Origin of the sequence: Leuconostoc kimchii IMSNU 11154 (genome assembly GCF_000092505.1) — a bacterium.
GTDB classification, from domain to species: Bacteria; Bacillota; Bacilli; order Lactobacillales; family Lactobacillaceae; genus Leuconostoc; species Leuconostoc kimchii.
Genome location: NC_014136.1, coordinates 1,532,298 through 1,545,733 on the forward strand (window position 1 = coordinate 1,532,298; position 13,436 = coordinate 1,545,733).

Annotated in this window: 7 protein-coding genes and 1 pseudogene; all 8 read left to right on the forward strand. The window is 36.9% G+C overall.

Going from position 1 to position 13,436, the window contains the following annotated elements; translation table 11 throughout:
• Positions 1–137 precede the first annotated feature (137 nt).
• Positions 138–1,823, forward strand: a complete 1,686-nt coding sequence (gene alsS, locus LKI_RS08315; protein WP_013103696.1) for an acetolactate synthase AlsS — start codon at positions 138–140, stop codon at positions 1,821–1,823.
• 429 nt (positions 1,824–2,252) lie between these two features.
• Positions 2,253–4,402, forward strand: a pseudogene (gene nrdD, locus LKI_RS08320) (anaerobic ribonucleoside-triphosphate reductase).
• Positions 4,383–4,970 carry an anaerobic ribonucleoside-triphosphate reductase activating protein gene (gene nrdG, locus LKI_RS08325; RefSeq protein ID WP_013103699.1) on the forward strand — a complete coding sequence of 196 codons (588 nt, stop codon included), beginning with the start codon at positions 4,383–4,385 and terminating at the stop codon, positions 4,968–4,970. The pseudogene nrdD and the gene nrdG overlap by 20 nt, the downstream one beginning before the upstream one ends.
• Before the next feature lie 134 nt (positions 4,971–5,104).
• A complete protein-coding gene (locus tag LKI_RS08330; protein ID WP_013103700.1) occupies positions 5,105–6,202 on the forward strand; it encodes an ABC transporter ATP-binding protein in 1,098 nt (365 codons plus the stop codon).
• A gap of 7 nt (positions 6,203–6,209) precedes the next feature.
• Positions 6,210–7,025, forward strand: coding sequence for an ABC transporter permease (locus LKI_RS08335; RefSeq protein ID WP_013103701.1), 816 nt, complete (start codon positions 6,210–6,212; stop codon positions 7,023–7,025).
• Positions 7,026–7,099: 74 nt separating this feature from the next.
• Entirely contained in the window at positions 7,100–10,642 is a 3,543-nt protein-coding gene (locus LKI_RS08340) for a bifunctional glycosyltransferase/CDP-glycerol:glycerophosphate glycerophosphotransferase (RefSeq protein ID WP_013103702.1), read from the forward strand.
• A 100-nt stretch (positions 10,643–10,742) separates the two neighbouring features.
• Positions 10,743–12,455 carry a hypothetical protein gene (locus LKI_RS08345; protein ID WP_013103703.1) on the forward strand — a complete coding sequence of 571 codons (1,713 nt, stop codon included), beginning with the start codon at positions 10,743–10,745 and terminating at the stop codon, positions 12,453–12,455.
• Positions 12,448–13,422 carry a glycosyltransferase family 2 protein gene (locus LKI_RS08350; protein ID WP_013103704.1) on the forward strand — a complete coding sequence of 325 codons (975 nt, stop codon included), beginning with the start codon at positions 12,448–12,450 and terminating at the stop codon, positions 13,420–13,422. Before LKI_RS08345 ends, LKI_RS08350 begins: the two co-directional genes overlap by 8 nt.
• The last annotated feature ends 14 nt before the right edge of the window (positions 13,423–13,436 follow it).

The window sequence follows — 13,436 nt, forward strand, 5'->3', positions numbered from 1 at the left end:
CATTCCAGAGATAAAAAGTGCTATGATATGGTTATTGAATAAAGTATGGAGGAAATGAGCGACGCAACGCGATCTTGTTTTGTAACACGATGTTGTCATTTCAATGAAGACACGGAACGCAGGCTCTTAATGTAATTATGTCAGAACAAAAGTATGGTGCAGATATTGTCACAGATAGTTTAGTCAACCACGGTGTTGATTTGGTTTTTGGTATTCCCGGTGCAAAAATTGATCGTTTATTTGAAACGTTAGAACATCCTAGTGCAGGCCAAAAAGTGCCGCAACTTATCGTGGCACGTCATGAGCAAAATGCGGCTTTTATGGCACAGGCTTTTGCGCGTATCACGGGTAAAACTGGTGTCGTTATTGCGACTTCTGGTCCTGGTGTCGGCAATCTTGTGACTGGATTAATGACGGCAAATGCTGAAAGTGATTCGGTTGTTGCAATCGGTGGTCAAGTACCTCGTAAAGACCTGTATCGTTTAACGCACCAATCAACTAATTCGGTTGCATTATTTACACCGATTACAAACTTTAGTTCAGAAATACAAGATCCTAATAATATTTCAGAAATTTTGGCAAATGCGTTTGCAGCGGCTAATGGTGCAAAAAAAGGCGCCTCATTTGTCTCATTACCTCAAGATGTCGATGATGCACCTGTAACAATTGAAGCCTTACCACAAGTGCCAAAGGCACAACAAGGTGCTGCTTCGTTAGCTGACTTAGATTGGTTAGCTGAGCAAATTAAGCAAGCTAAACTCCCTGTTTTGTTGGTTGGTGCGCGTGCTTCAGATGATCAATCTGTTGTTGCTTTGCATAACTTGCTTAAACAAGTATCCTTACCAGTTGTCGAAACTTTCCAAGGTGCTGGTGTGATCTCACGTGAATTAGAACCAACGACTTACTTCGGTCGTGTGGGCTTGTTCCGTAACCAAACGGGTGATAAATTACTGCAACAATCAGACTTGGTGATTACACTGGGTTATGATGCCATTGAGTATGAACCACGTAACTGGAACAAAGAAAATACTTTGAATATTGTGTCGTTAGATACGGCACCTGTACAAATTGATAATAACTTTGTGCCAAAACGTCAATTAGTAGGTGATTTAGCACAAAGTCTTGATTTATTGACTGGTCGTATCATTGGCTATCGTATACCAGATGATAGTCAAAAAATATTGCATGAATTAAAAGCAGATTTGCGTGCATCAGATGAACCAACCTACACGCCAGCAGAGGGAAATTTGAGTCATCCTTTGCACATTATTAAGGCGATCCAAGCACATGTGACTGATGATATGACGGTTTCAACAGATATTGGGTCACATTATATTTGGATGGCTCGCCACTTTAAGTCGTATGTTGCGCGTCACTTCTTGATATCCAATGGTATGCAAACTCTTGGTGTTGGTTTGCCATGGTCATTAACTGCAGCTATGGTGCGTCCAAATGCGAAATCAGTGTCTGTTTCAGGAGATGGCGGTTTCTTCTTCTCAGCCATGGAATTGGAAACGGCTGTTCGCTTGCATTTGAATACGGTTCACATTGTTTGGAATGATAATGCGCACTATGATATGGTTAAGTTCCAAGAGGAAATGAAGTATAATGGTGCTTCTGCAGGTGTTGACTTTGGTAATGTTGACCTTGTGAAATATGCGGAGAGTTTTGGCGCTAAGGGTCTGCGTGTCAATACACCTGATGAACTTAATGCAGTCTTGGATGAAGCCTTTGCAACGCAAGGACCCGTTGTGGTTGATATTCCAGTTGATTATTCACATAACTATGAATTGGGTTCACAGCTGATTCAAGGTGAAGGGTAACGCCCTTATCTTCATTTAATATATATTGTTTGTATTATTGAGCATGCGCTTGGCGCATGCTTTTTTAATGTTCGGTTATTTAGTTTAGGAGACTCATAAACTAAAAACTGTAAAGAGATTGTTACATTTATGCTTATGCAAAAGTGAGCATGAATAAAAGTGCGACTAAGTGAGTAGTTAAACGTTTACTTACAAAAAATAATGAATAAATACTGATATTATGATCTCGAATAATAGTAGCTATCATGACTTAAGATACTATATTTGTCTCACCTAGCAAAAGACTTCGGTGGCTATTTATACATAGAACAAGTGTTTGACTCTAATGTATATAGCGCGCATAATTTGAAATGCGGTCAAACGATTATTGCCACAAACTTAGGTTATGGCAACACGATGATTGATTAGAAAAGTGGGGGTAGTTATGATATGAATACAGACAATACATTGAAAAAAGTTATGAAACGTTCGGGTGAGGTGGTTCAGTTTCAATCTTATAAAATTAGATTGGTGCTTGATACGCTATCTGTTACAAAAACGCTTCAGCAAGATATTATGTCAGAAATCGTGGCTAAAGCGAGCACAACAGACTTAACAACGACAATTATTTTTCAAGTTATTTTGTCTCGGCTTAAATCTGATTTGCCACAGGCAGCAAATGCCTATCAAGCAATTCATGATCAGAATGAAAAAGCATGGTTACAAGCAATTAATCCAGAAAATAAATTGAATTCATTGGTGAATCAAGATGATAAGACGATGCATGAGAACGCCAATAAAGATTCACAGGTGTTTAATACTTTTCGTGATCTGACTGCGGGTATGATTGGTAAGTCAAAAGGACTAACCATGATGCCTGAAACAGTCGCCAAGGCACATTTACGTGGTGACTTACATTGGCATGATCTGGATTATACGCCACTTGGACCAATGACGAATTGCTGTTTAGTTGATTTTGACTATATGTTTAAATCAGGTTATACCATGGGTAATGCGCAAGTTGAAACGCCTAAATCAATCGGCACTGCTACTGCGCAGATGGCCCAGATTATAGCCAATGTGGCCTCTTCTCAGTATGGTGGCACGTCAATTAATCGTGCAGATGAACTACTAGCACCTTACGCGGAAATGAACTATCAGAAACACCTTAAAGCTGCAGAAGCTTATGTGGTAACTGATAAGCGTGTTGCATATGCTACAGCATGTACTAAAAAAGATATCTATGATGCGATGCAAGCGCTAGAGTATGAAATTAATACATTAGCTTCAGCACAAGGGCAAACACCGTTTACCACTTTAGGATTTGGACTAGGAACCACTTGGTTTGCGCGTGAGATTCAACGTGCCATTTTTAAGATTCGAATTGAGGGTATTGGGCCAGACCACCGAACAGCAATCTTTCCTAAGTTAGTATTTTCATTGAAACGTGGTGTGAATATGAATTCTGAGGATCCCAATTATGATCTTAAAAAATTAGCTATTGAATGTGCCTCAAAACGTATGTATCCTGATGTTTTAAATTATGAACAAATAATTGATTTGACGGGGTCTTTCAAAGCGCCAATGGGTTGCCGGTCTTTTCTTCAAGGCTGGCATGATGCAGATGGTAAAGAGGTGAATGAAGGTCGCATGAACCTTGGTGTTGTAACTTTAAATATACCGCGTATTGCTTTACAATCACATGGTGATATGACACTATTTGGAAAATTTTGGCAGATCGATTAGCTTTAGCTAAAAAAGCATTGAAATTTAAACTCGCTCGTACAAAGGAAGCGGTGCCAGAAAATGCACCAATCTTATATAAAAACGGTGCATTTGGTCATCAATTACCAGATGGTGGACAAGTAGATGATTTATTCAAAAATGGTCGAGCAACATTGTCATTAGGATACATTGGGTTATATGAAGTTGGGACGTACTTTTTTGGATCAAAGTGGGAAAACAATCAAACTGCTCATGACTTTACTGTTGAAATCGTGCGCCGCCTGAATGAAGCGTGCCAGTCATGGGAGGCTGAAGATGGCTATCATTATTCAGTTTATTCAACGCCTGCAGAGTCTTTGACTGATCGTTTTTGTGAATTAGATAAAGCACGTTTTGGCGCAATTACTGACATTACAGATAAAGATTATTATACAAATTCGTTTCATTATGATGTTCGTAAGCATCCCAACCCTTTTGAAAAACTATTATTTGAGGAAGCGTATCCGAAATATGCGAGTGGTGGATTTATTCATTATTGTGAATATCCTAACTTACGTCAAAATCCAGCAGCGTTAGAAGCTGTGTGGGATTTTGCTTATGATCATGTGGGCTATTTAGGCACGAACACACCAATTGATAAATGCTTTAAGTGCGGTTTTGAAGGTGATTTTAAACCAACAGCGCGTGGCTTTTGTTGCCCTGAATGTGGTAACCATGATCCACAAACTTGTGATGTCGTTAAAAGAACGTGTGGTTATTTGGGAAATCCTCAAGCTCGTCCGATGATTCACGGTCGTCACGTTGAAATTACATCACGTGTGAAAAACATGTCACAAACGGAGGTTAATACAACACATGTCAAAAAAACTAGCTAATGGCATAACAGTTCCTGAACATCAAGAATGGCGATCAGAAGCCTTGTCGCAGAACTATGTTGCCGATTATAAACCCTTTATTATGGTTGACGGTCCTGGTGTACGCTGTTCGATTTATCTTTCAGGTTGTAAATTTTTATGCCCCGGTTGTTATAATGTCGTGGCTCAAAATTTCCATTATGGTTCTGAATACACGCAAGAATTGGAAGATCAAATTATTGCTGATTTGAGCCAGTCTTATGTACAAGGATTGACATTGCTGGGTGGTGAACCGTTTTTAAATACAGCAGTCGCATTGAAGTTAACAAGACGCATTCGCGCCGAATTTGGTCATACAAAAGATATTTGGTCTTGGACAGGCTATACATGGGGAGAATTAATCCATGAAACAGAGGACAAACAAGCATTATTAAAAGAAATTGATGTTTTAGTTGATGGTCGTTTTGTTCAAGCATTGATGGATCTGAAGTTGAGATTTAGAGGGTCGTCCAATCAACGCATTATTAACGTCCCTGAATCATTAGCGACAGATCAGATTGTCTTGTGGTCAGATGAATATGATGGTTGATAGGTGAACGGCACTGATTTATTGATGTGCCGTTTTCTTTATGATTTTAGCGTGGTTCGACTAATGGCCTATAAATAGGTTATAATATAGTATTGTGACTTTTTCACACATTGATATTTTGTCGGAGGAAAGACATGGCTGAAGATAACAAAAAAACTGTTTATACCCCTGATGATCCACGTGGGTTAAACGAACCATTTTTGCCGGTAGCAATTGCCAAGCAGATTGATTTACCGGGTAATAAAAATGTGTCTGATGCACCTATTAAAGTTACTGGACGTTATATTACAAAAGAATATGACATGGGTACATCACGTAATGAAAAAATTCAAGCAATTTTAAATCCATTAAAATCTAATAAAGAAAAATTTTGGGGATTAAAGGGTATCTCGTTTGATGTATTTGAAGGAGATGTCGTTGGTGTTATTGGTGTGAATGGATCCGGTAAATCAACATTATTAAATATTTTAAGTGGCGCTTTAGTTGAAACCTCTGGTCGTTTAGTGATAAAAGGTCAAACATCGCTCTTGTCTGTTTGGGATGGGTTGCGTGATAATCTAACAGGGTTGGAAAATATTCGGTTAAAATCACTTATGATGGGCCTGTCTAACAAAGAAATTGATGATCAAATTGATGACATAGCGGAATTTTCTGAATTAGGAAAGTTTATTAAACAACCAGTTAAGAATTATTCTTCTGGTATGCGTTCAAAATTAGGTTTTTCAATTGCTGTGCATCAAGACCCAGATATTATGATTATTGACGAAGCATTATCTGTGGGTGACCAGACATTTACCCGTAAAGCACTAAACAAAATGAAAGAATTTAAAGCGGCGGGTAAAACGATCTTTTTTGTTTCTCATGCTTTGGGTCAGATTGAAGAATTTACTGACAAAACAATGTGGATTCAATATGGCGAATTACGGGCTTATGGAGACACGGCTACCATATTACAAGAATATAAAGACTGGACCAAATGGTATAACCAACTGGATGATGATGTTAAGAAATCTTATGTGTCTGCGCGTAAACAAGCACAAAATGATTTTAATCGAACGCAATTAGCCGAGCGTATTGCAGAGGATGGTCATCTGGACAACAATGAGAAGAAAAAAATTGTACGTGATAATGAAATAGGTGGACGGCTAAGTTTATTGAACTGGATACTTGCGCTTGCAGGTACGGGTATTTTCGCGTATGCAGTGTATATGTATACGTATTTGGGGCGGTAATTAAAAAATGAAAGAAATTTGGATTGTGCTACGGGAGCAAATAAAATACTTCCCCGTCATTCTACGTTTGGCTCGTTATGAGACACGTGCCAAATATAAGGATCATTCACTTGGTATTTTATGGGATTTTATTAACCCTGTGATGCAGATCGCAACATACTGGTTAGTATTTGGTATTGGTTTGCGTCAAGGTGGGACGACTGATGGCGTTTCTTATGTGGGTTGGTTAGTTATTGGACAAGCAACTTGGTTATTCCTGAATACATCATTTATGGATGCTACTTGGAGTATTAGAGCAAATGTGCGCCAGGTGTCGAAAATGAACTTTCCTATCAGTATCATGCCAACAGTTAGAACATGGATTAATGTGATTCCCTTTGTTTTGACGCTTGCTGTTGGTGTTTTGATTGCTGTAGGATCTGGTGTTCAGCTGACAGCACATGCGTTTCAGTTTGTTTATTATTTCATCGCTATGTTAGCTTTTTTACATGCATTGGGTATTTTTAACGCTACAATAACTGTGATGTTCCCTGACTATCAACAGTTGATTCAAACGATTATGCGTTTTGTTTTCTGGTTTTCTGGGGCAGTTATTGATATTGCCAGTAAGTTGGGACCAACTCATGGTCGCATTGGTCGCTTAATTGAGTTAAATCCGTTTTATTATCTCATTGCGGGCGTTCGTGATTCATTCTTGAGTACAGGGTGGATCTGGGATCATCCATCTCAAAATATTGCTTTTTGGATGTTTATATTAGTCACATTACTAATCGGATCACATCTACACTTAAAGTTCCGCGCACATTTTGCGGACCTTGTTTAAATAAGATAAAAGGGGGCGTGGGCGAAATGTTCACCCCCTATTTACATACATAATTAAAATAGGAGTTCTTACTTATGACCGAACCAATTGTTCATGTACCAAAAAATCTTGATAAACCAGTAACAGTAATTAATAAAAGTAATCGTGCAGTTACAAAATTAAGTGTCGTTGTACCAATGTATAATGTGGCATTATTTTTGGAAGAGGCCTTAGATTCTTTATTACGTCAAGGGATTAGTGACGAGTTACAGGTTATTTTGATCGATGACGGTTCAAAGGACGAAACGGCAACTATTGCTCAAACATACGTTGATCAATATCCGAATATTTTTGAACTTTATTTGTTTGAGAATGGTGGTTTGGGTGCAGCGAGAAATCGTGGCACCAATTTAGCTGTTGGTGAGTATGTGACATATGTTGATCCTGATGATATTGTGACGGATTTTGCTTATAGAAAGATGCTTAATATTATTACACGAACTGGTTCTGATCTTATTGGTGGTGCAGTTCGACGGTTTAACAGCTCAGGTAAGCAATGGACTTCATACGTACATAATAAGGCTTATCATGACACATATGAAAAAACAACACTTGCGGAGCATCCTGAGATGGTTTGGGATTCAACAGCTTGGAATAAGTTATACCGTAAAGATTTCGTTGTGAAATTTAGTTTATACTTTCCAGAAAAAATGTTATACGAAGATATGCCTACAGTCGTACCAATGTATAGTTTGGCACGCACAATTGACATTTTAGATGATGTGGTTTATTTATGGCGGGCTCGTGATGCTGGTGCACCTTCAATTACACAGGCAACTGGGCAAATTACGAACTTTACAGATCGCGTCAAGGGCATGAAAATTATTTTAAGCAGTTTGAAATCGTACCGAGCATCACAAGTCGCACAAGATGAGCAGTTACATAAAATGTTAGATTTTGATTTAACATTACCATTTACTTATGATAATTTTCTAACTTTAGACCAATCTTATAAAGATGCTATCTATGAAAACGTCAAGTCTTTCTTAGACATTTTAACGCCTCAGCAATTTAATCAGGCACGCTTTTGGTATCGTGCATTATATACAGTTTGGTTGCAACAACCAAAAGATATTGTACAGCGCGCCATTGAAACGTATGCAAAAAAAGAATTTCATATAACGTTTGATCAGAAAACAAAAAAACTACACAGTACTTATCAGGATGAATTTCATTTCGAATTACCAACATTCTTATCCGATTTTGAAAGTCGAACACGACTTTATTCTGTAGTTAGAGAGGGGGATAAACTGGTATTAGAGGGGCATCTGTACCATGGTTATCTAAATGTTCATACGGAATCAGATTTTGAAGACGCAACAGTGTCATTTGTAAATAAGGATGATCAAAACATTGCGCCTTTTACTGGATCCATTACCTTTACAGAAGATCCAGATATTACTGCTTATAGCGGCTTTGATAACACACAAACAAAAGTTGAGGAGCCGGCACATGAGTATCGATACAGTCATTATCGCATTGAAATACCTTTTACGGATCTACAACGTTTAAAGGAATCTGTATATGTGAAAGTGACTCAGTTTATTCATGGTCTTGAGCTCAACACGATAATCACTGAACCAGTACCAGGAGACGCGCCACGTCCTGAGGGGTACATCTTTGATGGTGATTTTATTTTACCTAACTATTCTTCAGATTGGCGTTTTAAATTAGACCGTTTTGCTGATGCACCGGTTGTGGTTAATAGTGTATATCATAAAAATAATTATGTGTGGACCATTAATAATACAAAAAAACAGGTTGCATTGTGGGACTCTGGTTCACAAGAAAAAATCATATTGAGAGAAGCTGATGGTCAGTATACTTTATCAGAAAATAGTAAAAAGCGTCTAGGTCAAGATACGGGAGATGCCAAACGTTGGTGGCAAATGGTTACTAGTGATGATTTATTAGATGAAAGTACCTATGAATTTGTCCGTATGGTACAACCAGTAATCGCTGAGCCACATAGTCTGGGTGCAAATATGAGTATTTTTCATGTATCAAATCATGTGGCGACACTAGCAATTTCTTGGGAATATCCAATTATTAAGTCATTAACAGTGGCTAATGAAAAAGCAACAATTAGATTTTGGCTAGGGGGATGGACGCGAACTGCTATAGGTGCAAAGTTAACTTTTGGCACTGATGAATTGGCAAACAGTTATACTGCTAAAAAAATTACTCATGGATTCGGCGAACGACAGTTATGGGAAGTTCAGATGCCGCTATCATTTGGTCAATATGATAATCAACAGTGGTTACATCCAGAAGTCACGATGCACTTCTTACATCGCAAGTCATTTACAATGCCTCTACGTTGGGGTAAATCAATACATGAATTATTAAGAGAGACAATAGCAGTTAATGAACTAGAGTGGCGATTTGCAGCAGATGATGGTGAAGAGCACAGGCAATTAGTAGTGCGCCAAAATACCAATCGCGAAGAGTTTAAAAAAATGAGTGATAAAGTTGATTTTTGGCAAAACGAATATCAAGAATATCTTAGACAACCACTGCTTAATAAGACAATTGTTTATTCCTCTTTGTGGGGCGACAAATTCAATGATAATCCACGGGCCATCTATGATTATTTGCAAAAGCATTATTCGAATTTTGAGCACATTGTTGTAATGAAAAATATACTTAAAAAAATGACGTTGCCAAATGTAAAGTTTATATCTTTTGGTACAAAAGAATATTGGTACTATTTGGCGAGAGCCAAATATTTTGTGAACAATGTCAATTTTGAACAGACGGAACGTGTGAAGCGAGATGACCAAATTGAATTGCAAACAATGCATGGGACCCCGCTAAAAAATATGGGATTTAATGTATTAAACGAATGGTCTTCAGCTGGATATGAGCGCTATTTAAGAAAAAATCGTAACTGGGATTACTTGACTGTACCATCTGATTTCGTTGCTGACGTTGCTCAAGACGCTTTTCGTCACCAGGCAAAAGTATTGAATTCTGGCTATCCACGTAATGATGCATTATTTATGAAAGCTAATGGGTCTAATTTATCGGATTTAAAGTCAAAAATGGATTTACCATCTGATAAAAAAATAGCTTTGTATGCACCAACTTGGCGTAAACGAGGGGACGTTGATTTAGAATTAAATTACGAACAATTAAGCCAGTCTTTACCAGATGATATGCTGTTAGTAATTCATGGTCATTACTGGACTAATGTGATTAATGTGCCAAATCTTAAAAATATTCGAATAGCTAACTCTGAATTTTCAATTGATGATTATTATCTCGTGTCTGATTTAATGATTACGGACTATTCTTCAACTATGTTTGATTATGCGTTGTTAAAGAAGCCAATGATTTTTTATGTGTATGATTATGACACTTATACTCAATCAAGAGGGTTAACCTTTGACTTTGAAGCCGATGCACCGGGACCACTTGTTTATAATCAAGAAGAACTCGAATCTGCTTTGCAAAATTTTGAAAATATACCTAGTAAGTATACAGATAAAATTTTGGACTTTAATACTAAATTTATACAGTATGACGATGGGGAAGCTAGTCGACATGTAGTCGAGGCTGTATTTTATAATGATTAGTATACCAGTGAAAAATGCTATTTATGCATTTTTCATCGAGATTTTTTAGTAATAATAGAGTAAATTAATTAAATATGTATTAAATGTTAATGGGGGAAGCATGACAAAAAAAAAGAGCTGGTTTTTGATAGGTATGATTATACTACTGCTTCAATTACCAATGATTTGGAATCATAGTGTGAATTTAGGTGGTGATACCTTATTTCACTATAATCGTATATATGATGCAGCGATACAGCTTAGAAGTGGAAATTTTCAACCACTTTATTCATTTTATGGTTTTAATGGAACAATACGAGTAATTAATGCGTTATACAGTCCAATGTTGGCATATATATTGGGTGCTATTAGCTTGATTTCAGGATCATGGTTTAAATTTGATTTGGTAGTCAATGTGCTATTAGGTATTTCAATTAGCGCTACATTATGGCATATGTTTAACTTGCAAAAAGTGCCTAATAATTGGCGTGTATTACTGATAGGCTTAGTTTTGAGTTCAAATAATTATGTTAGTTGGTTATTGCAGCATCAATTTAATGTGATTGGGGCTGTACCACTTATTTTAATAGTTACTATTCTAGTTCGTATGTACCAAGAACCTCAAAATCCAATAAATGTAATTGAACTGAGTTGCTCCATGGCGCTAGTAATTCAAGTGCATATGCTATCAACTTTATTGGCAATATTAATTTTAATACCACTCACAATATTGGCAACGTATTGGTGGCAAGATAAAGTAAAAAATTGGTTTAAAATAATAAAAGCAGTAATGATAACATTATTTCTTACTGCTAATATCTGGTGGCCATATTTATACGTAACCCGAAATAATGTTATTAATACACCAGGGACATCTAAAATGTCTGGTAACGTTACTCGATTTTTTGAAAATGATTATGCCTGGAATGGGACTGTTAATTGGCCATTATCAATTATTGTTTTTACAATCTTGGTTGCTGGATTAACTTTGTGGAAACGAATAAATTTGGTAACGCGTGTGCTTACAGTACTTGGATGGATTTTGTTAGTATTGCAAACTAATTTAGTGCCTTGGGATCAGTTACTAGGTCATTGGCCTGTAATCGCTTTGATTCAATTTCCTTTTCGTTTTGGATTTTTATTAATTATTGTTATAATTGCCTTGGTTGGACAGTATATTGTAAGTTATGAAAAGATGGACATAACTCGTATCGGAATGACGATGTTAACCGTTATTACAGTTACAGGTTTGTTAGTTTCTTACAATAATATATGGCAATGGAATTCTAATTTTCATTCTGATATAACAACGAATATTGTTAGAAATCCTTCAAATGGTCAAATTGGTTCGACAATTAACGCTAAAAGAGCGTTCTTTTCAAGAGATTTACAGAGGGGAATTTTGACCTCAAGTCGTGGTTCAACTGACTATTTAACTGGATCTAATAAAGATTATTTTAAGTACAATGAAGCAGTTTTTTTACCTAACAGTAGGTTTACGAAAAAGGTTTCTCACAGTACAGAGGTACTGAGTTGGGAAGCTAATAATGAGACCTCAATTACAGTTCCTATTGCAGTTTATAAAGGATTATCATTAGAATTAAATGGGCAAAAGATTAATGTTAAACGTGGAGAATTAGGGTTAGCAATTATCAATCAAAAATCTGGGTACAATAAATTGATAGCACGTCAAATAACACCTTTAAGTATTTTTATTAGTTATTATGTAACTATAGTTGTATGGTCTATTATTTTTGTGGTATTTTATGTAAAACAATGGAAAAGTAGACTAACCAAGCAACCAAATTTTATTAAGGAAATGTCAAATGACTGAAAAAACTGTAACAGCAGCAATTGTAACTTATAACAGATTACCGCTTTTAAAGGAGTCATTAGCTGCCGTTTTGGCACAAAATAATTATTTATCACATGTTATCGTTGTAGATAATTTATCTACAGATGGTACGAAAGAATACTTGGATGGTTTAGATGATGCGCGTATTGTCGTTCATCATGCGGATGAAAATTTAGGTGGTGCAGGTGGATTTAATCAAGCGGTACGCTTGTTTGGGGAACAATTAAACGATGATTTTATTTGGCTCATGGATGACGATACAATTCCTGAACCAGATACGTTGTCGCATTTGGTAGAATTTACATTGGAACACCCAGAAGTCGGATTTGTGAATTCACAGGTTCGTTGGGGTCGTGTCAATGGTAATCCATCATGGATGAATGTTACAGCACCACGTCCATTTACATGGCAACGCTATCTCATGAATTCTAAAGAACCGGCAGTAGAAGTTGTTAACGCGACTTTCGTGTCTGTTATGTTTTCACGTGAGATGGTGGCAATGGTTGGGTTACCGCAAAAAGAATACTTCATTTGGGGCGATGACATGGAGTATACGAACCGAATTGCTGACATTAAACGTGGTTATATGGTGATGAACTCTATAGCTGTGCACAAATCTAAAGAAAATACCAAACCAGGTGATATTGTTGCCGAAACAGATGACAGTCGATTATGGCGTTATAACTATGAATACCGCAATCGTGTACTGACAGCACGTCGTATTTCAAAAAAAGAAATGTTTAAAGTCGTATCAGTTGCTATTCTGCGTGACTGGCGAAAAACATTGTTGAGAAAAAATGTGACTTCTCGAGGTAAGAAACTAAACATCATCATGCGTGGCTTGTGGCGTGGCTTATTTTTCAATCCAGCAATTGAGTATGTACTAGGATTAAAAATGGCAAAGACACAAAGTTTACGTGATTCCGAAATGGATTTATTGGATTAAATTTGTATATTAAA

Bases quoted from the DNA above. Each gene is read 5' to 3' on its own strand.
- alsS (WP_013103696.1), top strand. From the start codon at position 138: ATGTCAGAACAAAAGTATGGTGCAGATATTGTCACAGATAGTTTAGTC.
- nrdG (WP_013103699.1), top strand. From the start codon at position 4,383: ATGTCAAAAAAACTAGCTAATGGCATAACAGTTCCTGAACATCAAGAA.
- LKI_RS08330 (WP_013103700.1), top strand. From the start codon at position 5,105: ATGGCTGAAGATAACAAAAAAACTGTTTATACCCCTGATGATCCACGT.
- LKI_RS08335 (WP_013103701.1), top strand. From the start codon at position 6,210: ATGAAAGAAATTTGGATTGTGCTACGGGAGCAAATAAAATACTTCCCC.
- LKI_RS08340 (WP_013103702.1), top strand. From the start codon at position 7,100: ATGACCGAACCAATTGTTCATGTACCAAAAAATCTTGATAAACCAGTA.
- LKI_RS08345 (WP_013103703.1), top strand. From the start codon at position 10,743: ATGACAAAAAAAAAGAGCTGGTTTTTGATAGGTATGATTATACTACTG.
- LKI_RS08350 (WP_013103704.1), top strand. From the start codon at position 12,448: ATGACTGAAAAAACTGTAACAGCAGCAATTGTAACTTATAACAGATTA.